Genomic DNA, 21,257 nt, shown 5'->3' with positions numbered 1-21,257 from the left:
ATGACTTCTTTGCCGGCCGTCGTACCGCTCACCGAAGACCTGAGCGGCTCCCGCGCCCGCCGCGGTGAAATGACATCTTTGCTGGAGCACCCATGCCGTCCGTTTCTGTCGTCGTCCCGGTGCGGAACGAGTCGCGGTCGATCGAGCACACGCTCCGGCTGCTGCTCACGCAGGACTTCCCCCGCGCCGACTTCGAGGTCATCGTCGCCGACGGCGTGTCGACCGACGACACGGTCCCCATCGTGCGCCGACTCCAGGGCGAGTTCCCCAACCTGAAGCTGGTGTTCAACGCCGACAAGCTGGCCTCGGCTGGTCGCAACACCGCGATCCGGCATGCCACCAAGGACGTGCTCGTGATCGTGGACGGGCACTGCCACGTGCCGGACCGCGACTACCTCCGAAACCTGTCCGACGCGTTCGAGACGAGTCAGGCGGACTGCCTGGGCCGGCCGCAGCCGCTGGACGTGCCGAACCCGACCCCGTTCCAGTCCGCGGTCAGCGCCGCGCGGAGCAGCCGGCTGGGCCACAACCCGGACTCCGACATCTACTCGAACGAGCCGAAGTTCGTCCCGCCGCAGAGCACCGCGGTCGCGTACTCGCGGACCGTGTTCCACGCCGTCGGGCTGTTCGATCAGGCGTTCGACGCCTGCGAGGACGTGGAGTTCAACGAGCGCGTCCACGCCGCCGGGCTGAGCTGCTACTTCACGCCGGCGGTGAAGATCGTGTACGAGCCGCGGGCGAGTTTCCGCGCCCTGTTCTACCAACTGGGCCGGTACGGCAGCGGCCGGGCGAAGCTGGCTTTCAAGCACCCGAAGTCGCTCTCGGTGCCCGCCCTGGTGCCGCCGCTGTGGGCCGTGTGGGTGATCGCCGGTGCGCTGCTGAGCCTCGCCGTACCTTACGCGGGCTGGGTGTGGTTCGGGAGCGTGGCTCTTTATTTGGGCGTGCTACTGGGCGCGGGCGCCGTACTCGGGCGGAGCGCGCCCCGCGCGGTCGCGCTCCGCATCCCGATGGTGTTCGTGGCGATCCACTTCGGGTTCGCGTGGGGGTTCTGGAAGGAAGCCGCGAAGCAGTTACGGCGGTCGCTCCAGCACTGGGCGGGGGCGCCCGCCTTCAAGCCGGCGAAGCACTAGACTTTACGCGGTCAGGAATGAGTCACTGTCGAGCGTCTGGAACTTCTGTGCCATGAGCGAGGCGAGAACCTCGCGGTGGTCCGTCGGGATGCGATCGAGGTACTCGTCGCTGGCCGCCCGGAAGGTCGCGAAGTCGGCGTAGCGCTTGCCCCGCAGGGCCTTCTTCTTGGTTAACCGCCACAGCCGCTCGATCACGTTCAGGTTGGGCGAGTGCGAGGGCCGGAACAGCAACACCTAACCGCTTGGCTCCCGACTCCACGCCGCACACCGCTGATACCGCGCGTTATCCAGAACCGATGTCGTCGGTCCGGTGGCCCGTGCCGCGCCCCGGCCCAGCAACTCGACCATCGTATCCGAAGACACGCGCGTCTCGTTGGTCACGCGGATCAGTTCCCGAGTCACACCGTTCCACGCCCCCAAGACGTTGTACTGGAGTTCCCCACGGAAAGTGGACAGCTTTTTGGCGGTGGGTTCGGTTATGCGTTCATTCGTACTCATCTGGGGCAACGTCGCCCAGCGTGGAGTGCCGCCTAGGGCTACTCAGAGATTGAAACTGGCTGATTAAGCGCCGCTAGTGCCCGTTCGGGTGTGGCAACGATGGTCCGAACGGCCGCTGCAATGGTACCGGTACCGAGGGTCCGTAGCAGGTACGCTGCGACGTTCCGCAGGCTCGCCAGCACCCGTGGTGCCGCGCCCCGCCGTACCCGGCACCGGTCCTCGCCCAGGGTCACGTCGCGGATGTGGTGCCGGCTCTCGATACCCCAGTGCGCCCGGGTATATCCGAGCAACGCATCCGGTGGCGCGGCCACCGGGTTCCGGCTGGTGATCCCGTACACCACCTCCACCGCCTCCTGCCCATTCATTCGGCGCCGCCGCTGGAGCCGGAGCACCTGCTGCACACCGGGCCACCGGGTCAGGTACTGGTTGAGCCACGTGGTGGGTGGTCACAATGGACCGTCGCTCCACCCGCCCGTGCCCCTTGCTCAGCTCACATGCGGTGCCCGCGTCCCGGTCCCACAGGTGCTGTAACCCGGGGGGGAAAATCGCCCCCCGCGGCGGTGGCGAACGCGGCTTCCAGGTCGGCCCGCAAGGTGCCTTGGTTGCTCTTGGCGTACAAGGTGTCGTCCCCACCCCGCTGTTGCACCGCGGCGCACACGTCCGGCTGGGTACAGATGGCGTCCCCGATGACCACCGTTCCGCCCAGCGGGGGCAACACGCCCAGCAGCCGCAGGGCCGCCTTGTGCTCGTTGGTCGTGGCCTCGACCGTCATCTGGGCCACCACCGCCGCGGCCCCCGGGGCATACGCGGCCAGCCGGTGCGCACCCGGTACCTCGCCGTCTCGGGACCCGCGCAACTGCCGGCCGTCCAACGCCAGGTGCTCCCACCCCTCGGGGTGCCGGCCCGCCCGCCAGTCCCCGATGATCCGGTCCAGGTGGTCCGGGTCCAGCTTCCGCAGCCGTCCGGCGATGGTGTTGGCACACGGCATGTTGCCGTTCTTGAACCCCAACGCATGCCCCAGCCGCTTCTGCCGCCGACCGAACTGGGAGATCGCCGCAGGCGTGGTGTGCCCGCCCATCGCCGCCACCAGGCACAGGGTCAGCAGCCCCACCAGCGGGTACTGGCGCCCGTGACGGCTTCGCGGATCCGGCAACTCGGCCAACCGCTCGACCAGTGACCCGGGACATGTACGCCTCCTCGTTTGGAGCCGCACACATACCCCCACACCACGCACGTTACCCAAACCCAATCCGTGCGCAGCCGTGACACCGCAGGCGAGCAAGTGTACAATTGCGAAACGGTGATCGCTCGGTGTTTGAGCCCCGAGCGATCCGTGAGTTCCGATCCATCACGTCAGGCGAAATCGCGCCCGCATCGCATCAGTTTTTCTTCTTCTCGTCCTTTTTCTTGTCCTTGTTCTTGTCGCCGCTACCGATGTCCTTCGGCGGGTTGGGGTCGCGCCCCAGGATGACCGCGTATTTGACACGCAAGTCGTCTTCGCCGGCCTTGGCCGCGGGCACGCTCTTGTCGCGGATCAGGTACACCTCGACGATTGTGCCCGGGGTCAGATCGGATCGATTCGCCGCGTACCCCGGGAAACCGCCCGGTGCCCGCAACTCGTCGATCTCCTTTTGGTTGTGCGGAATCTTCTTACCCTTCTCGTCCAATTTCACCGGGAGGGTTTTGCTCCGCACGAGCGACTCCGAGACGTATTCCAGTTCGTAATCGTGGTGCTGCTCTTTCAACTGCGTCTTCGACTGGTTCGGGCGGTTCATGTTCTGCGAGTACGGGTTGCGGAAGTTGCGGTTGTTCTGCGACAGCCCGGGCCGACCGTTACGGCTGTTGCCGGTCCGCGCCTGCGGCTCGAACCACGTGATCCGCAGCGTCACGCTCTTGTCGTCGGCTTTCACCACCTCGCCAACAACGTCGGCCACGAACACGTAACCGGACCAGTCCGACGGCTTGGGTTTTGAGTCTTCAGCGAGAACCGGGAGCGTGAACGCGCCCAAACCGAGGGCGAGCGTGGCGAACGCCCGCATCGCGACCGTGTGCATGTGCGTCTCCGGAACGGGCGAGCGGGAGCGCCCGGTACTGATGAAACGCCAGCGGCGTAAAAAGGTTCCGGAAACGCGCCGGCCCCGCTCACCGTGAGCGGGGCCGGCGCGTTTCCGGGAACCGTTTTGGAGTCTCACGGTTGTGGCATGTACTGAGGAATGCCTGTGCCACAAAGGCACCAACACCGGATCGTAAATCGGACGCGGTTTCAGAATACCGCTCAGCGCTGCATGTACTGGACGGTCGGCATCACCGGGGTGTTGTAGTTCTTGTACTGCGTGGACTTGAACTGGTTCGGCGCCGGCAGACCGTTGGTCTGGTACTTCGGCTCCGTGCGCTTGATGCTGAACAGGTTGTTGATCGTCTTGATCCAGCCGTTGCCTTCGACGGCGCCGGCGGTCGTTTGGCCGACGAGGTTGATAGTGCCGGCAGCGAGGTTCGCGGCGGCCTTGCTGGGCTGGACCACCAGCTTCTTCGTGTCGATCGGGCGGAATTCCACGTCCCCGGCGTGTGCGGGCGCACCGGCGACCAGCGCTACGGCTACCAGGCTGCAAACGAGCCACTTCATTGCACGTCCCCCATTTTTGGGCGCGCGCCGCGGTCCCGTGCGCAACACGCCCCCGGCAGCTATTCCCCAAGCGAAGGGCCGAGGAATAGCGTCTCGGGCGGCTGTGTCAACGAAATTCCGGCGGTCACACCGCGCCGCTAAGCGGGTTCGATGCTCGCGGGCAGGCCGCGGAGTGCGAACTGCTCGACGAACAGTTCGGCCCGTTCGAGGTGCGTGACGACGACGAGTGAGCGCCCGCAGTGGTGGGCCTCCCACATCCGGTACTCGGCCTCGGCCGAGCCGAACCGGGTGATGTCCATTACCGCGCGGGTGACGAGCACCAGGTCGGCGCCGTTAGCTCGGTGCAGGACGACCCTGAACCGGCGCGGGGGATAAAAGTTATGGCGAGCCAGATGGCTCGTGCGATCGTCCCGCCGAGATGGGGGGCGGATGGACATGGCGGCCTCGTTGCACGGGCCAGACGGCGCACAAGCGCGTCCCGTGAGAGGAGCGGGGGCCTGTGGGTTGCACTAACACATCGTACCCCGCCGAACAGCGCGAGGTCAATTCGGGAAGCCCCCGGATGCGAAACGGTCAGGAAGAGTCACGCGGGCGCGCCGACGGTAGCGGTTATGCGATGCGGTATCCCGGTTGAGTTCGTCGGCCGGCCTGTAAGCCGGGTTTTGTCCCCCGCCTTGCGGCGGGTGACGGTCATTTATCTAGCCCCGCCGTTGCCGGCGGGGTCGAGCGGTCTACCCGAGGATCGTAACGGGGCGGGCCGCCCCTGTCCTCTGCTTGACCTTGCTTCCGGTGGGGTTTGCCGAGCCGGCGGGTCACCCCGCCGCTGGTGCGCTCTTACATTAAGGGCCGAAGCCCCGCACCTTTTCACCCTTACCGCCCGATTTCGCAACCGGGCGGCGGTACACTTTCTGTTGCACTTTCCCGCCCGTTGGCGGTGCGAGTCGGGACGCCCGCACCGTTACCGAGGGTGGACGTTATCCACCACCGCGCCCTGTGAAGCCCGGACTTTCCTCCCCCCGCCCAGAGGGCAGAGATCAGAAACCGAAGACCGTGAGCGACGTGCGCCCCCGCTTCTCCGCCCTCGAATCTCTGACCGCTGGGCGGGCGGCGACCGTCCGGCCGACCGACGAACCCAGATGGCATGGTAGTCAAAACCGCGTGCCGAAAGAAGGGACACCCGCGCGGGCGAAAGGTTCTCGGCCCGTTCCGCGGCGCGCGGAATAAGATACCGGCATGGCGACGGCTCACCTCGACTGGTCCGAGTACCCGCCCCCGGAGTTCACCGGGGGGGCGGTTACCGTCGGCAACTTCGACGGCGTTCACCGCGGGCACCAGGCCCTCGTGGCCGCGGCGCGCGAGCAGGCGGACCGCGTGCGCGGCCCGGCGGTTGTGGTCACGTTCGGCACCCCGCCGCACCAGGTGCTGCACCCCGGATCGGAACGCCCGCCGCTCACCACGATCGCGCGCCGCGCGGAACTGCTTCACGCGGCCGGGGCCGACCACGTCGTCGTGCTGCGCACCGGGCCGGCGCTGCTGGCGCTCAGCCCCGAGGCGTTCTTCGAAGACGTGATCGCCCGCCAGCTCGGCGCCCGGGCGGTGGTCGAAGGGTACGACTTCCGGTTCGGCCGCGGGCGGGCCGGCACCAACGAGACGCTCCGGGCGCTGTGCGCGGGGGCGGGGCTCGCATTCGCCGAGCTGGCACAGGTCGCGTTTGCCGGCGAGCCGGTGTCGAGCAGCAGGGTGCGCGGCGCCCTCGTCGGGGGCGATGTGGCCCGCGCCGCTGAACTGCTCGCCCGCCCGTACCGCATCGCCGGGACGGTCGTGACCGGCGCACGGCGGGGCCGCACCATCGGGTTCCCGACCGCCAACCTCGGCGACGTGGCGACACTGCTCCCCGGGAACGGCGTGTACGCGGTCCGCGCGCTTGTGAACGGCGTTCCACACCCCGCCGCGGCCAACGTCGGGCCGAACCCGACCTTCGGCGAGGACGCCCGCAAGATCGAGGTCCACCTGATCGGCTTCGCCGGCGACCTGTACGGCCAGGAGCTGACGGTCGAGTTCGTGTCCCGGCTGCGGGAGACGCGGCCGTTCGGCGGCGCGGCCGAACTGGTCGAGCAGTTGAAACGCGACATCGAACACGCGACGCGTGTTCTCGGGGTGAGCCAGCCATGAGCCTCAAGGAACGTGTGGAACACGCGCTAAAGGTCGAGATCGCCCCGGCGCTCATGCTCGACGGCGCCGGGATCGAGGTGCTGGAGGTGACCGGCGGGGTCGCCTCGGTGCGCCTGTCCGGCGCGTGCGCCGGGTGCCCGGCGACCATCATGACCGTCATCACCTCGCTCGAAGACGAGCTGCGCAAGAAGGTGCCGGAGGTCGAAATTCTGGAAGCCGTTCCCTGAGCGGGGTCGCGATGTTTCTGGGCTACAACACGAACGGGTTCGCCCACCACCGGCTCGGCGACGCGCTGGACGTTCTGGCGGAACTCGGGTACGGCGGGGTCGCACTCACCCCGGACGTGAACCACCTGGACCCGCACGCCCTCGACCTGAGCGCCCGGACCGCCGAGTTCGGCGCGGGGCTCGCGCGCCACGGGCTGCGGTGCGCGATCGAGACCGGCGCGCGGTTCGTGCTGGACCCGCGCCGCAAGCACCAGCCGACCCTCATTTCGCCGACCGACGAGCTGCGCGAGCGGCGGCACTGGTTCCTGTGGCTCTGCGTCCGGCTCGCGGAAGAGTTGGGCGCCGGGTGCGTCAGCTTCTGGTCCGGCGCGCCCGACGACCGCGCCGCGCCTTCGGAGCTAATGACCCGCCTGGTTGAGCAGTGCAAGCGGCTCGCGGAGGAGGCCGGGCGGCGGGGCGTGCGGCTCGCGTTCGAGCCCGAACCCGGCATGTTCATCGACACGATGGACAAGTTTGCCGAACTGCACGGCCGCGTCAACCACCCCGCGTTCGGCCTCACCGTCGATGTCGGGCACCTCGTCTGCAACGGCGAGCTGCCGGTCAGCAAGTTCCTGGCGGACTGGAAACACGTCCTCTGGAACATCCACATCGAGGACATGCGACCGGGCGTACACGATCACATCATGTTCGGCGAGGGCGCGGTCGATTTCGCCGACGTGTTCGCGGGCCTCCGTGCGGCCGGCTACCGCGAGGGCGTGTACGTCGAGTTGAGCCGCCACAGCTACGACGCCGTGAGCACCGCACGCAAGGCGCGAGCGTTTCTGACGCCGTATCTGGGCGAGCGGGGGACGTGAGCCCCGCGTAGCGCTCGCCGACCGCCCGGCTCACTTCTTTCCGAAGCAGAACAGCGTGTTCACCCCGCGGATGTAGACTCGCCCGTCGGCCACGGCGGGCGTCGCGAACACGCCCTCCCCCAGCGACACTTTCACCGGCTCCTCGTACTCGTTCCCGGCCTTCACCGCCGCGACCTCGCCCTTCTCCGAGATCATCAAGATGGTGTCGCCCACGAGGACCGGGGAGGCGGTGACGTCGGCGCTGAACACCCGCTCGGCCCACAGCGCCTTGCCGGTTTTCGCCTCGGCACAGGTCGCGACGCCCTTGTCGCCGATCCAGAACAGCTTGTCGCCCTTCACCAGCACGCACGGGACGTAGGGCGTCTCCTTCCGCAGGTCCCACACCTTGGCCGGGGTCTTGCGCTCGGGGTCGATCGCGGCCATGTACCGCCCGCCGCCGCCGTCACCGGAGTACACGACCAGCAGCCCGCCCGCGTACACCGGGTGGCCGATCACGCGCAGCGGCATGTCCCCCTTCGGCCACGCGATCGGGTACTCCCAGTTCACCTTTCCGGTGGCCGGCTCGTAGGAGGTGACGGCCGTGGTGGTGCCGAGGACCAACTCCGCCGGCTTGCCGGCCCGCTCCAGGATGAACGGGGTGGTGTAGCAGGCGCGCACGTGCTTCCGGGTCTTGAACCACTTTTTCTGGCCCGTTTTCGCGTCGAACGCGACCAGTTCCGCGTGCTCGTCGTCGTCCACGTTCACGAACACGAGGCCGTCGTGGACCATCGGCGAGAACCCCGGGCCGTGCTGGCTGACGTACCCGCCGAGCGACGCCGACCACTGCTCCTTGCCGGCGAGGTCGTAGGCCGCCAGGCTCACCCCGCTGCCGTCCCACCAGGCGCAGTACAGTTGCGAGCCGTCGCACGCGGGCGTGCCGGACGCGAGCGAGTTCTTCGCGTGCGCCTTCGCCTTATCGCCGGGCACCTCCTTGCTCCACAACTGCTTCCCGGTCGCCGCGTCGAGCGCGGTCAGCACGCGGGCTTTGCCGTCCGCCGACGCCGACTGAACGTACACCTTCCCGCCCACCACGATGGGCGAGCTGACGCCCTTCCCGCCGCCCAGTTCGATCTTCCAGAGCGGCTTCTCCGGGTCGATCCCGGGCAGCGGGCCGGCGGCGGTGCCGGTCCCGTTGGGGCCGCGGAACCGGGGCCAGTCGGCGGCCGGGGCGAGCGCGAGCGCGGAGGCGAAAACGAGCAGAGCCAGCAGCGAGCGGGTCATTGGTGGTCTCGGCGGGTGGGGGGCGGTGGCGGCTGATTATCTCACGAAAGCGGGCGGCGGGTAGAAGGCAGCGGCCAAAAAACCGAATTCGTCCCGCGCGGCCCGCGGCGCCCAGGCACTTGCCCTAAACCCCTTGCGTGAGTAATTGGTTTCGGTGACACTATTTCCGCACTGCCCAAGAGCCCGCTGTTCCGAGGAGTCTCATGTTCACCCCCCGCACCGCCCGAGCGTTCGGGCTGGCCTTCGCCGTCTTCTTCACGTCCGCGAGCCTGGCGACGCTGTCCGTCGGGGCGCAGCCGGAGAAGAAAGACGCGGCGCAGAAGGTCAAGTCAAAGATCAAGATCACGCTGCCGCGTGAGGACGCGGAGCTGAAGATCGAAGACAAGCTGATGAAGGTGACCGGCGTCACCCGCGAGTTCGAGACCCCGGACCTGGAAGCCGGCAAGCTGTACGAGTACACCTTCACGACCACCTGGGCGCCGAACAACTACACCATCCTCACCCGCACCAAGTCCATCGAGTTCAAGGCCGGCGACGACGTGGTCGCGGACCTCACAAAGGCCGACCCCAAGGTCCCGGACGCCGCGAAGATCCGCTGGGTGCCCACCCCGGACGACATCGTCGACGAGATGATGAAGCTGGGCAAGATCGGCAAGGACGACGTGGTGTACGAGCCCGGCCCCGGGGACGGCCGGATGCTGATCGCGGCCGTGAAGAAGGGCGCGAAGAAGGGCGTCGGCATCGAGCTCGACCCGAAGAAGGCGGAAGAGGCCCGCGAGAACATCAAGAAGGCCGGGCTGGAGAAGCAGATCACCATCATTGAGGGCGACGCGCTGAAGGACCGCGACTACAGCGAGGCCACGGTGGTCCTGCTGTACATGGGCAACGAGTTCAACGACCTGCTCCGCCCGATCCTCGACAAGCAGCTCAAGGCGGGCTCGCGGATCGTCTCGCACCGGTTCGTGATCGGCGACTGGAAGCCCGACACCACCAAGACCATCACCGGCGCCGACGGCGACGAGTACCTGATCCACCTGTGGACCGTGAAGGAAAAGAAGAAGTAAGCCGCCCCTTTCGGGCGCCGCAAGCCAGAAGTCCGGGCGCCGCACCGTCGGCGCCCGGACTTCTGGCTTTAGACCGTTTGCCCCGGGCGGTATCATTGACTCGGGCCGTTTCCCTTTCCTCGGAGAAGTCTCGCATGATCCGTAACGTGCTGGCCGCGGCAGTTGTCGTGGTGCTGGGTGGCGCGGTCGTGGCCGCGGAACTCAAGTCGGGGCCGCAGGTCGGGGCGAAGGTGCCCGGCGCGTTCCACCCGTACAACGTGAACGGCGAGGACGCGGGCAAGACCGCGTGCCTGTACTGCAAGGCCGGCGACAGCCCGGCGGTGATGGTGTTCGCCCGCACCGGCGACGACGCCATGACCCACAAGCTCCTCAAAGCGCTCGACGCCGAAACGGTCAAGAACGCGAAGGCCGAAATGTACACCTTCGGCATCTTTCAGGGCGACAAGGCCGCGCTCGAGCCGCAGCTCAAAGACGCCGCGAAGAAGGCCGACCTGAAGGCCGTCACCCTGGCCATCGAGGACAAAGAGGACCCGATCCCGGCGAAGTACAACCTGAGCCCCGAAGCCGATGTGACCGTGATCCTGTACACGGACCGCGTGGTGAAGGCGAACTACAGCTTCGCGAAGGGCAAGCTCAGCGACAAGGACATCAGCGCCATCGTGCAAGACGTGTCCAAGATCGTCGGCAAGTAATCCCGCCTCTCGCGGCCCAGCCCCGAAATGCGGGGCCGCTCAAGAGCGCTCGATCGCCCGCTGTCGCAAGCGGCGGGCGCCACCCCGAACCCTAAACCGCGGCGGCCCGCTCGCCGCGGTTTAGGGTTCGGGTACAATCAGCGCCATGAAATACGTCATCGTGATCCCGGACGGTTGCGCCGACGAGCCCGTCGCCGAACTCGGCAACCTGACCCCCCTCCAGGCGGCGAAGCTGCCCAACATGGACCGCGTCGCCGCGGGCGGCGTGGTGGGCCTCTCGAACAACGTCCCGCCGTCGCTCACGCCGGCGTCGGACGTTGCGACGCTGTCCCTGTTCGGCTACGACCCGCTGAAGTACTACACCGGCCGCGCGCCGCTCGAAACGGCCGCGATGGGGATTCACCTCGGCCCGAACGACTGGGCCGTGCGGTGCAACCTCGTGTACACCCCCGACGGGCACATGCGGGACTTCACCGCGGGGCACATCTCGAGCGAGGACGGCGCGCCGCTGATTAAGGCGCTCCAGCACGAACTCGGGGGAACGGAGATCGCGGGCGGGACGATCGAGTTCCACCCCGGCGTGCAGTACCGCAACATCATGGTGTGGCGCTCGAACTCCGAGACCTCGCCCCTCAACGGCACGAAGGCGCAAGCGCCCCACGACATCCCGGACCGGCCCGTTGCGGACTACCTCCCGACCGGCCCCGGCGCGGAGATGCTGGTCTCCCTGATGGAAGCCAGCAAGCCCATTCTGGCCGCCCACCCGGTGAACGCCAGGCGGATCGCCGAGGGGAAGAAGCCCGCGACGCAGGCGTGGCTGTGGGGCCACGGGAAGGCGCCCCGGGTGAATCCCTTCGCCGAAGTGTACGGCGGCACGCGCGGGGCGATCATCTCCGCGGTGGACCTCGTCCGCGGGGTCGGGGTGCTGCTCGGGTGGCACCGGATCGACGTGCCCGGCGCCACCGGCTACCTCGACACCGACTACGCGGCCAAGGGCCGGTACGCGATCGAGGCCCTCGGCGCGTTCGATCTCGTCTGCGTTCACGTCGAGGCGCCCGACGAGGCGTCGCACGAGGGCAAAGCGCATGAGAAGGTCAAAGCCCTCGAACAGATCGACACGCACATCGTCGGCCCGCTGCTCGACGCGCTGCCGCGGTACGGCGACTTCCGCGTTCTCGTGGAGCCGGACCACCGCACCACGCTGAAGACCCGCGCTCACGCTTACGGCGCGGTCGCGTTCGCCGCGTGCGGGGCTGGCATTACCCCCGACGCCGCAACACAATACGACGAGCCGACCGCTGCGACGACCGGGCTGAGCTTTGACCCGGGTTGGAACCTGATGAAGTGGTGGCTCGGTCAGGATAAGTGAGCGGCGTGGGGCCGATAGCCGCACGAAGTCTCCCGATCCCAACCAAAAAGTATCAGTCGTCAGAACACCTCCTTCGATCCGAGCGGGTGCCCAAATGGGCGCCCGCTCCTCATTTTCGCCAAACTCACACAAGCCCGCAATTTGAGCATTACTACTCGACTGTGCAGACCGCGCCAACCGATTAATAACGCGCAGATGTCCGGCCCGCCGGGCGCGGGCCTTCAAACGGGAAGATTCCGCCATGCGCGTGAAACTCATAGCGACCGCCGTATTTCTCCTCACCGCCAGCGGCGTTCGTGCCGAGCCCCCGCGGCTGCTGAGTGCCGAGCCGGCGCCGGCGTGGACCGATACGGGCACAACGCCCGCTCCGGCCACGGTCAGCATTCCCACGGAAACGCGGCCGTTCCCGATGGTCGGCCCGCAGTTCTGGGCCAGCGGCGACTACGTCCTCGCGTGGTACACGCCGATCCGCACGCCGCCGCTCATTCAGGCGGTCCCGGCGGCGCTGGCGAACCAGTCCACGAGCAACGGGGCCGTGACGCTGTTCCCGGAGAACAACCGGATCAACTTCGGCGCGTTCAACGGCATCCGGGCGAGTGTCGGGGCCAACTTCGAAAAGTTCGGCGTGGAGGTCGGCGGGTTCGTACTTGAGCGGCAGGGGGAAAGCTCGTCGTTCTTCAACAACGGGAACCCGGTCGCGCTCGGCCAGGGGTACATCTCGGCCGGGTCCGGGCTGCCCACCACGCTGTTCGCGTCGCTGCCCGGCCAATACAGCGGCGGCGTGTCCGCCGCGGCCCAGAGCCGGCTGTGGGGGCTGGACGGGAACATCCGGCGGGCGTGGTACACGTTCCTGTTCGACACCACCGATGTCCTCGTCGGGTTCAAGTACCTCGACCTGCACGAGAGCCTGACCGTTTACTCGCCGTCGGTCTTCCCGAGCGGGGGCGTGATCTCGTCGAGCGATTCGGTTCGCACCAGCAACCGGTTCTACGGCGGGTACGTGGGCATCAACAGCCGGCTCGGGAACGAGCGCGGGTTCGGGCTCGACCTGACATCGAAGTCGGGGCTGGGCGGTGTGGCGCAGCGGGCCGAACTGGTTGGGTCGAACAGCTTCATCCCGGCGGGCGGCGCGGCCGACATCGAGCCCGCCGGGTTGTACGCCCGGGGCTTGAACGCTGGCACGTTCACCCGCAGCAAGGTGGCGTACACGCAGGACTTCGATCTGAAGCTCACCTACAACTTCAACCCGTGGTTCCAGGTGTCGTTCGGGTACTCGCTGATGTACATGAGCAGCGCGATCCGGCCGGGCGGGGCGATCGACGCGGTGGTGAACGACAGCAACGTGCGGTTCGTCGCTCAGCCTACCCCGAGCACGCTGGCGCGTCCGGCGTTCGCGTGGCGCACCGACGGGTTGACAGTCAACGCGCTCACCTTCGGCGCCCGGTTGCAGTACTGATCGCACACGTGGCTGTGTTGAAGGTGGCCCGCTCGCCCCGCGAGCGGTGCCAGATCCGCTGCGTAGCATCTTTCCATTCACGGTCCGGGTGGTGCTGCCTGTGCCACAAGAAACAGACAATACCAGCCGGATTGTGAATAAGAGTTGGGTGGCGGAATGAACCTCGCTCGGAGTACCTTTGCGGCCGCCGGGGCAAGAGCGGATCGCACCAATACGCGGTGGCTGAGTCCAGAAGATTTTGACAGGATCGACAGGATAAACAGGATTTCAAATCGATCGGCCTTCATCCGGTGAATCCTGTCGATCCTGTCAAAATCTGTGTTCGTAAACGCGAAGCCCGTGTGGGCCGGTACGAAGCCGCGACCATCCGTCCATTCCGCCACCGTTTCTAAGCAATTACGAGCGCACGCCTTCGGGCATCACGACCCAGCGCCGGGGGTGGGCGTTGTGCTGCCGCGGGCGGTGCCGGCACCGGCCAGCCCGCTCGCGGTGGTGCCGGTCGTGCTCGTTCCGCTCGTCGGCAGCCCCGCCCAGCGCCGCAGCAGTCGCGTCACCGGCGACCGCGATGACGTGTCCATCACCATCATCATTCCGGTCCACATGAGCGTCACCAGCCCCAGCACCGCGACGCCGGCGACCAGCCCCACGAACCCGAGCCGCCACTGCATCTCGCGCACCGGCTGAAGGACCTCGTCGCGTCTCTCCTGCACGAGTACCACCCAGCCGGTGTCCACCTTGTCGGGGCCGACGCGCACCCGGTTCGCGGACGCCAGCCATGTCCCCCGGTACTCCGGCCAGCCTTCGGAAACGGGATCGGTGAACTCCGAATCGGCGAAGGCCCGCGAATCGTCACCCGCGCCGAGCGCGTCGCCCCACTTCACGACCGCGTCCGCGTAGTACAGCGGCGGGTTGCTGTTCCCCTGCGTTGTCGCCCAGTAGGGGTGCCGGAGGATCAGCCCGCGGTGCCCGCTCCGGACGTCCGGCCGGGTGTCGATCAGCACCGCGAACCGGTCCGTGCGCTCGGGGGCGGCGTCCGCGAGGTCGAGCGTCATGCCGACCACGCCGATCGGCTTCGAATCCGGCCCGTCAGCGAACACCGGGACCGTGAACGCGACCGACCACACATCCTCGCCGCCTTCGACCTTACGCCGGTACGCGACCGACCGGTGCGGGCGGGCGATGATCCCGGGAACGGGGGTGCCCTCGGGACGCTCGCCCCGGCCGTGGAAGTAATCCCGGTAGCCGCGGTACTTGTGTCGGGCGGCGTCGGCCGGCGGCCATGCGGCGCGCTGGAACCCGTTGGCGTCGTCCGCGAACCAGATGGCCGCCTTGTCTCCGGGCGCGAACTGCCGGTCGCCTCGCTCCTTTCGCTCGCCCAAAAGGCGATCGAGGGTGCGGGCCGCTTCGGGGTCGTCTCGCAGCCGCTCGCCCTTCGCGAGCAACTCGCGCACCTGGGCGTTACGGGCCGCGGCGTCGAGCTGCACCCACCGCAACTGGATCTGCGCCGCGAGTTGCCGGGCTTCCGTCTGCGCGGCGAACTTGTTGGCTTCCAGCGCGCGGCTCTCGACCCCTTGCGCGGCCGTGTTCACCGTGGTGCGGAACAGGTACTGCCCGAGCAGCCCCATCAACAGAAACAGCAGCGCGAACGTCACGCCGGTGACCCACAGAAGCGGCCGGCGCACGCGCTGGATGTTCCACACATCAATGGCAGCGAGCACCGCTTGCGGGTTCGGAAACCGCTTGCTCGGGTTGGGTTCCAGGCAGCGGTCGATGATCGCGGCCAGACCCTTATCGACTCCGGGTACGGCGTAGTGGGCGGACGGCTTCGGGGCCGCGAGGATCAGCTTCCGGTACGCCGCGAGCTGCGAGTCGAGCGTGCCCGTGAGCGTGGCGGTTGCGGCCGGGTCGCCCCGGTGCGGCGGTTCGCCGACCAGCACCCGGTACACGAGCGCGCCGAGGGCGTACACGTCCCACCGGGCGTCCGGCACGGCGCTCAGGTCCGCTTGCTCCGGGGCCATGTAAAACAGCGTGCCGAGCGCGGCGGCGGTCTCGTTCGTCCGGCGCGCCTGTCCGAAGTCCGCGAGCTTGGGGCGGTGCTCGTGGTCGAGCAGCACGTTGGCGGGCTTCAGGTCGCAGTGCAGGATGCCCCGGTCGTGTGCATGAACCAGCCCGACGGCGATCTCGCGGAACAGAGCCGCCGCCTCGTGCGCGTGCGGCGTGTGGGTGCGGAGGTGGTCCTCGAGCGAGCCGTTCTCCAGGTACTCCATCACGTAGTACGGCGGGTCCGCTTCCCACCCGACCTCGAAAAGCTGCACCACGTAGCGGTCGGAGAACAGGTGCCGGAGCTTTTCGACCTCGCGGGCGAGCGCCGACCAGTCGAGCGAGCCCCGGCGGGTGAAGTACTTGATCGCGACCCGGCGGCCGCTGTTCCGGTTCAGCGCGGTCCACACCTCCCCGTAAGCCCCGTGGCCCAGGAATGCGAACTGCTCGTACCCCGGCACCTCCAGCGGGGGCCGCGCCCCGCGCAAGCTGAGTTCCCGCGCCGCCTGCTGGTCGGCGTCGGACATCACGGGGGTCAAGCCGGGTTCGCTCAAGGTGAGTACGCTCTGGCTCATGTCAGGAAAAGCGCCGGCGCCGCACAACTTGCGCCGCCTCGCAGAAAGATACGCCGTCACGCGAACGGGGAAAACGTCAGACCGCCGTTCCTGGGGGTAGAAACGGGACCGCCGGCGCGACACAATCTCTTCGCCTACCTACTCGGAGCAACACGCCGATGTCACTCTCCCGTCGCAAGTTCCTTACTGCCACCGCCGCCACGGCCCTCGTTAGCTCGGGGGGAATTAACCTTCCGTTTGCCAGCGGCGCCGAGAAAAAGAAGAAACTGGTCCTGATCGCGGGCACACCCAGCCACGGACCCGGCGATCACGAGTTCAACGCCGGCGTCCGGCTACTCAACAAGTGTCTACAGGGCGTTGAAGGTCTAGAAACGGTCGTGTTCCTCAACGGCTACCCGAAGGACGATTCCGCGCTCGACTCTGCCGACGCGATCCTCTGTTATGCAGATGGCGGCGGCAACCACCCCCTCGTTCGTGAGAAGCGCCTGGAGCGGATCGGGAAGCTCATGGCGAAGGGCGTGGGGCTGATGTGCGCGCACTATGGCGTCGAGGTGCCCAAAGACCTCGGCGGGCCGGAGTTTAAGGAATGGATCGGCGGGTACTACGAGAGCCTGTACTCGTGCAACCCGATGTGGGCGCCGGAGTTCAAGGAATTCCCCAAGCACCCGATCGCGAACGGGGTGAAGCCGTTCACCATCAAGGACGAGTGGTACTTCAACATGCGGTTCCGGGACGACATGAAGGGCGTCACCCCCATCCTGTTCGCCGCGCCCTCTGACGCGGTGCGTAACGGCCCCTACGTCTCCCCGCGCGGCCCGTACAAGCACATTCAGGAGGCCAAGGGCCGGGCCGAGGCGATGATGTGGGCGCTGGAGCGCAAGGACGGCGGCCGGGGCGTGGGGTTCACCGGCGGGCACTTCCACCGCAACTGGAAGGACGACAACTTCCGCAAGGTGGTGCTCAACGCGCTCCTGTGGATCTGCAAACTCGATGTACCCGCCGACGGCGTGAAGTCGGAGGTCACGGACGCCGAAATCGGCGCCAACTGGGACGAGAAGGGGAGGAAGAAATAACGCCGGCTCACGGCGGATCGTACCCGCCTTTGTTCCACGGGTTGCACCGGCAGATGCGCCACGCGCCCTTGGCGCACCCGTAGACCGGCCCGTGCTTCTTCACCGACAGAATGAAGTACTCGCTGCACCCCGGGTGGAACCGGCACATCGGGGGCAGCATCGGCCGAATCACCTTCTGGTATCCGCGGACGCAGAACACCATCAGCCCGCCCAGCACGAGAGCGGGGCCGTGCCACAGCCAGCGGAGTTGGCTCACGGCGCGCCCTCCGGAGCCGCCCCACTCACTTCAGGACGTGGGGGAGCGACGGCCGCAGCGGGCGAGCCCGTTGCGGGGGGAACGTCTCTCCCTTTCTTTTCAGGCCGGGGGCCGGGATGTGGGTTGCTTCTCGGCCCTTCGCTCAGCTTCCGGGCCGCGTACCGCGCCTGTTTCACGAGTGACGCCCGCAGCGCCCCCAGTTCGGGGTACGGCCCCGGGCGCGGGATGAGGATCAGATCGACCCCCTGGGGCAAGTCGTGCTGCGACAGCCGGAACGCCTCGCGGAACAGCCGCTTGTAGCGGTTCCGCATCACCGCGTTGCCAACCTTGCGCGACACCGAGCACCCCAGCCGCGGGTGCGCGAGGCCGTTCTCGCACGCGTACACCACCAGCAGCCCGTCCGCCGCCGACCGCTTGCGCGTGTAGCACCGCTCGAACTCCGCCGGGGTCTTCATGTGGTGCGTTTGCGGGTACTTGAACGACGGCACGACCGGCCCCTCTGCGAACCTTGTTTCCACCCGTCGGCGGGTCACCGAACAGGACGCGTCACACCCACGGGGCGTTCGCGCGCGGGCTCTGCGGGTTCAGTTGCGCGAACTCCGTGATCAGCTCGCGGCTCTTCTCGTCCACCGAACCGGATGGCACCTCGACCTTGAAGACGAGGTACTGATCCCCGCCCGCAACGCCCTTGCCGCGGAGCCGGAGCTTGCGCCCGCTCGACGTGCCGGGGGGCACGGTCACGGTCACCAGCGCGAGCTTACTGCCGTCGAGCGTCGGAACGTCGACCTTCGCCCCCAGCACCGCCTCCGCGATCGTGAGCGGCACGTCGAGGTACAAGTCGTTGCCCTCGCGCCGGAAGAACGGGTGCGGCGCGATCTTCACCCGCAGCAGCACCTCCTGCCCGCCGGTCGCGTCGGCCGGGACGCGCAGCCGTTTCCCCTCTTCGATGCCCGCGGGCACCTTCACGTCGATGTGCCGCCCGCCGAACTCCAGCCCGACGCTCCCGCCGTTGGCGGCCACGTCGAACGGGATCGTCACGTCGGACTCGATCGGCTCTGCGCGCGGGCGGCTGCGGGAACGGGTCTTGCGCCGCCCGCCGCCGAACAGGTCGCTCAGGTCCGGGCCGCCCGCACCGCCGCCGAACATGTCGAAGAGGCGCTGCGCGGCCTCGGGGTCCATCTGCCCCCCGCCGCCCGGAAACCCACCGCCCGGAAAGCCGCCGCCGGGGAACCCGCCGCCCGCGCCCGGGAAGCCGGACTGCGTGCCGGCGAACCCGAACTGGTCGTATTGCGCTTTCTTGTCCGGATCGCCCAGGATGTCGTGGGCGGTCTGAACCTCCTTGTAGTTCGCGTCGGCCTGCTTGTCGCCCGGGTTGCGGTCCGGGTGGTACTTCTTCGACAGCTTCCGGTGCGCCTTGTTGATCTCCTCCGGGGTGGCGGACTTGGAGACGCCGAGCACTTCGTAGGGGTCGCGGGGCATGGTCGTGTTCGGTTCCGGGGCCAAATAGGGTACGCGCGTTATTGTAGTGGCGCCGGCGGCGCCCTCGCGACGTTAGAGGCGCCGGCCCCGGCCGGCGATTCCGAGCGCCGGTTCGTCCGAAGGGAAAAACTGACGCCTGACCTGTTGACAAGAACGCTGGCACTGCGATACGCTCATCACTCGTTCACCTCTCCGCCCGTGGCACTCGCAGCCGCGGCCCTTTTACTAACGCCCCACTGGGAGAATCTCGTGTCGCTCCCGTTCCATTCCGGACGCGGTCACACCCCGCGTGGTTTCACACTGATCGAGCTGTTGGTGGTGATCGCGATCATCGCGATTCTGATCGGGCTGTTGCTGCCCGCCGTGCAGAAGGTGCGCGAGGCCGCCGCGCGCATGAAGTGTTCGAACAACGTGAAGCAGTTGATTCTTGGGATGCACAACTACGCGTCCGCGATCGGGAACTACCCGCCGGCCATCAAGAACGACGCCAAGGCCGCCGGCGACGTGTTCCCGGGGTGGGGGTGGGGTACGCTGGTCCTTCCGTACGTCGAACAGGACAACCTGTACCGCCAGCTCAACCCGGACGCGGTGCCGTTCGGCCCCCAGGTCGGCTACGGGTCGATCACCCCGACCCCGCTGACCCAGACCCGGCTGAGCGTGTTCCGGTGCCCGTCCGACCCGGCCCCGGACCAGAACCCGTTCCGGCTCGAAGAGGCCGACCGGCAGCTCGGCCTGTCGAACTACCGGGCGGTGTGTGGCACCGGCAGCAGCGGGTTCTTTTACGCCAACGAGGACCGCAACGGGATCATGTGGCAGAACAGCAAGGTGACGTTCACCGACGTGACCGACGGGACCAGCAACACGGTGGTGATCGGCGAGTGCTTCTTCGAGCAGGAGAAGACCAAGCGGAAGTGGGCGGCGATCTGGGCCGGGCACACGGGGTACTATTGCAGCCCGGACCCGGCCGTCGGGTGCGGGGTGCGGATCAGCGACAACATGTGGCACCTGGACGACACGTCGGCCCAGATCAACGGGACCGCGCCGCAGGCGTTCGGCAGCCGGCACCACGGCGGGGCCTATTTCGGGTTCGGGGACGGGTCGGTGCGGTTCTTCCGCAACAACGCCGAAGCGGCCACGATCAAATGGCTCGGGTGCCGCAACGACGGGAGGGTGATCAACTATGACTTCTAACCGCGCCCCGGTGCGGGCGGGCGCCCTCCTGCTGTACGGCGCACTGGCCTGCGGCTGTGGGGGGGAACAACCGCCCCCGCCGTCGCCACCACCCGCGCAGGGACAGCAAGCGGTACAACCACGGGTCCAGCCGAAAACGCCGAAGAACGTCCCACCCGGCGGCAACAAGATGGAGTGATCGCGGCCGCGACCGCAGGGCCGGCAACCTCCGCACCCGCTCCCGCCGACAAGTCGGCGGGAGCAGCGCGCTTTCTCCCGCCCTTCCCAACAACAATCGGGTCGCCGGTCCCCTGGATTCCAACCGAGACGTCCGGCCTCACATCTGCCGTCCTCCACAGGCAACACGAGCGGCCCCGTGGTAGCATGGAACCTGATGTGTGACGTCTCGAGTTCCGGGCGGGCTCTATGCGCGTGATCGAAACGGGGCTGGGCGCGGTACAGGCGACCGCGGTGTCTCCGGACGGGCGGCGCATGGCGGTGTCCGGGGAACGTGGGCTCGCCCTGTTCGATTGGGCAACTGGTGAGCAGATGTCGGACGTGCCGCGCAGCGCCGGTGCCGGACCGGTGGTGTTCGGTCCGACGGGTGCCTGGGCGGCCCACGTCGCTACCGGAGGGCAGTTACGTCTGTACGGCGTCGGCTCGTCGCCCGCGCACGGTTGGGGCGACCGATCGGACAAGTTCGCGGGCGGCGTCGCGGTGTCCCCGGACGGCCGGTTGCTGGCCGCGGCCACCGACGGCCGCCCCAACCGTGCGCGGCTCGTGCTGTGGTCCCTGCCCACGCTGAAGCCCGCGCCCGGGTTCGAATTCTGGCCCCCGCTCCACCGGCTCGCGTTCAGCCCGAACGGGCAGTTCCTGGCGGGCGTCTGGCGCCACGGGTTCGAGCTGCGGTTCGCGGTGTCCGGGGGCATCGACTACAGCTACCCCGCGGCCCGCGCGTTGCGGAGCGGAGGCAGCCCCAACTTCGTGTCGTTCGACCGCGCCAGCCGGACGTGTACGTTCGGCTGGGACGACCAGTTCCACGTGATCGACATCGCGACCGGCACGAGCAAGCGCGGCCCCACGGTCCACGCCACGTTCCGGGACGCGGCGTTCAGCCCGGGCGCGGACCTGTTCGCGACCGCCGGGGACGACGGCCGGTTGAAGTTCTGGTCGCCCGCGACCTGGACGGTGGTTCGTGAGTACGACTGGAACTGCGGTCCGCTGACGTGCCTCGCCTTCACCGCCGACGGCTCCGCCGGTGTGTGCGGCACCGCCGACGGCCGGCTCGTGCAGTTCGACGTTGACCAGTGAATCGAATG

22 protein-coding genes and 1 other RNA gene are annotated in these 21,257 nt (G+C 67.9%); 11 read left to right on the top strand and 12 right to left on the bottom strand.

The features are described from left to right. Positions 1 to 92 precede the first annotated feature (92 nt). Positions 93 to 1,130, top strand: a complete 1,038-nt coding sequence (locus tag GobsT_RS36540) for a glycosyltransferase (RefSeq protein ID WP_010050317.1) — start codon at positions 93 to 95, stop codon at positions 1,128 to 1,130. Between the two features lie 3 nt (positions 1,131 to 1,133). Here the strand turns inward: GobsT_RS36540 and GobsT_RS36535 are convergent, their stop codons facing one another. The 7 genes from GobsT_RS36535 to rnpB form a co-directional block, all read right to left on the bottom strand. Further along, a complete protein-coding gene (locus GobsT_RS36535; protein ID WP_010050319.1) occupies positions 1,134 to 1,364 on the bottom strand; it encodes a transposase in 231 nt (76 codons plus the stop codon). Between the two features lie 302 nt (positions 1,365 to 1,666). Continuing rightward, a complete protein-coding gene (locus GobsT_RS36530) occupies positions 1,667 to 1,993 on the bottom strand; it encodes a transposase (protein ID WP_162683627.1) in 327 nt (108 codons plus the stop codon). 125 nt (positions 1,994 to 2,118) lie between these two features. Beyond that, a complete protein-coding gene (locus tag GobsT_RS36525) occupies positions 2,119 to 2,841 on the bottom strand; it encodes an ISAs1 family transposase (RefSeq protein ID WP_261340075.1) in 723 nt (240 codons plus the stop codon). A 166-nt stretch (positions 2,842 to 3,007) separates the two neighbouring features. Next, positions 3,008 to 3,682: a hypothetical protein gene (locus GobsT_RS36520; RefSeq protein WP_010050328.1), complete on the bottom strand. Its 675-nt coding sequence runs from the start codon at positions 3,680 to 3,682 to the stop codon at positions 3,008 to 3,010. Positions 3,683 to 3,903: 221 nt separating this feature from the next. Then, positions 3,904 to 4,251: a hypothetical protein gene (locus tag GobsT_RS36515; RefSeq protein WP_010035930.1), complete on the bottom strand. Its 348-nt coding sequence runs from the start codon at positions 4,249 to 4,251 to the stop codon at positions 3,904 to 3,906. Positions 4,252 to 4,388: 137 nt separating this feature from the next. Continuing rightward, positions 4,389 to 4,688, bottom strand: coding sequence for an ATP-dependent Clp protease adaptor ClpS (locus GobsT_RS36510; protein WP_071529246.1), 300 nt, complete (start codon positions 4,686 to 4,688; stop codon positions 4,389 to 4,391). A 198-nt stretch (positions 4,689 to 4,886) separates the two neighbouring features. After that, positions 4,887 to 5,377: RNase P RNA component class A (gene rnpB, locus GobsT_RS36505), an RNA gene on the bottom strand. A gap of 107 nt (positions 5,378 to 5,484) precedes the next feature. On the opposite strand from rnpB, the gene GobsT_RS36500 reads away from it, so the two are divergent. From GobsT_RS36500 to GobsT_RS36490, 3 genes are read left to right on the top strand one after another with little or no spacing between them, the layout of a single operon-like run. Further along, positions 5,485 to 6,423 carry a bifunctional riboflavin kinase/FAD synthetase gene (locus GobsT_RS36500; RefSeq protein WP_010035934.1) on the top strand — a complete coding sequence of 313 codons (939 nt, stop codon included), beginning with the start codon at positions 5,485 to 5,487 and terminating at the stop codon, positions 6,421 to 6,423. After that, a complete protein-coding gene (locus GobsT_RS36495) occupies positions 6,420 to 6,650 on the top strand; it encodes a NifU family protein (protein WP_010035936.1) in 231 nt (76 codons plus the stop codon). Before GobsT_RS36500 ends, GobsT_RS36495 begins: the two co-directional genes overlap by 4 nt. A gap of 11 nt (positions 6,651 to 6,661) precedes the next feature. Beyond that, positions 6,662 to 7,504 (top strand): sugar phosphate isomerase/epimerase family protein, encoded by an 843-nt coding sequence (locus GobsT_RS36490; protein WP_010035939.1) that lies wholly within the window; start codon positions 6,662 to 6,664, stop codon positions 7,502 to 7,504. 30 nt (positions 7,505 to 7,534) lie between these two features. On the opposite strand, the gene GobsT_RS36485 is transcribed toward GobsT_RS36490, so the two are convergent. Beyond that, positions 7,535 to 8,764: an outer membrane protein assembly factor BamB family protein gene (locus GobsT_RS36485; protein ID WP_010035941.1), complete on the bottom strand. Its 1,230-nt coding sequence runs from the start codon at positions 8,762 to 8,764 to the stop codon at positions 7,535 to 7,537. A gap of 203 nt (positions 8,765 to 8,967) precedes the next feature. Here GobsT_RS36485 and GobsT_RS36480 point away from each other — a divergent pair, with 203 nt between their 5' ends. The 4 genes from GobsT_RS36480 to GobsT_RS36465 all read left to right on the top strand — a co-directional run bounded on the left by GobsT_RS36480 (position 8,968) and on the right by GobsT_RS36465 (position 13,345). After that, the gene (locus tag GobsT_RS36480; protein WP_010035943.1) at positions 8,968 to 9,828 is read left to right on the top strand and encodes a TIGR03000 domain-containing protein; all 861 of its coding nucleotides are present in this window, start codon (positions 8,968 to 8,970) and stop codon (positions 9,826 to 9,828) included. A gap of 134 nt (positions 9,829 to 9,962) precedes the next feature. Next, a complete protein-coding gene (locus tag GobsT_RS36475) occupies positions 9,963 to 10,520 on the top strand; it encodes a hypothetical protein (protein ID WP_010035945.1) in 558 nt (185 codons plus the stop codon). Between the two features lie 145 nt (positions 10,521 to 10,665). Then, positions 10,666 to 11,889 carry a cofactor-independent phosphoglycerate mutase gene (locus GobsT_RS36470; RefSeq protein ID WP_010035947.1) on the top strand — a complete coding sequence of 408 codons (1,224 nt, stop codon included), beginning with the start codon at positions 10,666 to 10,668 and terminating at the stop codon, positions 11,887 to 11,889. 241 nt (positions 11,890 to 12,130) lie between these two features. Further along, positions 12,131 to 13,345 carry a BBP7 family outer membrane beta-barrel protein gene (locus tag GobsT_RS36465; RefSeq protein WP_010035950.1) on the top strand — a complete coding sequence of 405 codons (1,215 nt, stop codon included), beginning with the start codon at positions 12,131 to 12,133 and terminating at the stop codon, positions 13,343 to 13,345. Between the two features lie 419 nt (positions 13,346 to 13,764). Here GobsT_RS36465 and GobsT_RS36460 read toward each other — a convergent pair whose 3' ends face one another. After that, complete coding sequence (locus tag GobsT_RS36460) at positions 13,765 to 15,912, bottom strand: protein kinase domain-containing protein (protein WP_157506577.1); 2,148 nt, start codon at positions 15,910 to 15,912, stop codon at positions 13,765 to 13,767. A gap of 206 nt (positions 15,913 to 16,118) precedes the next feature. Between GobsT_RS36460 and GobsT_RS36455 the strand changes: the two genes are divergently transcribed. Further along, a complete protein-coding gene (locus GobsT_RS36455; RefSeq protein WP_010035952.1) occupies positions 16,119 to 17,033 on the top strand; it encodes a ThuA domain-containing protein in 915 nt (304 codons plus the stop codon). A gap of 7 nt (positions 17,034 to 17,040) precedes the next feature. Here the strand turns inward: GobsT_RS36455 and yidD are convergent, their stop codons facing one another. From yidD to GobsT_RS36440, 3 genes are read right to left on the bottom strand one after another with little or no spacing between them, the layout of a single operon-like run. Next, positions 17,041 to 17,289 (bottom strand): membrane protein insertion efficiency factor YidD, encoded by a 249-nt coding sequence (gene yidD / locus GobsT_RS36450; RefSeq protein WP_010035954.1) that lies wholly within the window; start codon positions 17,287 to 17,289, stop codon positions 17,041 to 17,043. Continuing rightward, positions 17,286 to 17,777, bottom strand: coding sequence for a ribonuclease P protein component (rnpA, locus tag GobsT_RS36445; RefSeq protein WP_010035956.1), 492 nt, complete (start codon positions 17,775 to 17,777; stop codon positions 17,286 to 17,288). The genes yidD and rnpA overlap by 4 nt, the downstream gene beginning before the upstream one ends. Before the next feature lie 58 nt (positions 17,778 to 17,835). Beyond that, on the bottom strand, positions 17,836 to 18,768 hold the full coding sequence (locus GobsT_RS36440) for a DnaJ C-terminal domain-containing protein (RefSeq protein ID WP_010035958.1): 933 nt from the start codon (positions 18,766 to 18,768) through the stop codon (positions 17,836 to 17,838). Positions 18,769 to 19,017: 249 nt separating this feature from the next. On the opposite strand from GobsT_RS36440, the gene GobsT_RS36435 reads away from it, so the two are divergent. Both GobsT_RS36435 and GobsT_RS36430 read left to right on the top strand, forming a co-directional pair. Further along, positions 19,018 to 19,959, top strand: coding sequence for a DUF1559 domain-containing protein (locus tag GobsT_RS36435; RefSeq protein ID WP_010035960.1), 942 nt, complete (start codon positions 19,018 to 19,020; stop codon positions 19,957 to 19,959). Between the two features lie 405 nt (positions 19,960 to 20,364). Further along, the gene (locus tag GobsT_RS36430) at positions 20,365 to 21,249 is read left to right on the top strand and encodes a WD40 repeat domain-containing protein (protein ID WP_010035963.1); all 885 of its coding nucleotides are present in this window, start codon (positions 20,365 to 20,367) and stop codon (positions 21,247 to 21,249) included. The last annotated feature ends 8 nt before the right edge of the window (positions 21,250 to 21,257 follow it).

This window comes from Gemmata obscuriglobus (assembly GCF_008065095.1).
Taxonomy (GTDB): Bacteria; Planctomycetota; Planctomycetia; order Gemmatales; family Gemmataceae; genus Gemmata; species Gemmata obscuriglobus.
This window is presented reverse-complemented; position numbering and strand designations above follow the sequence as displayed.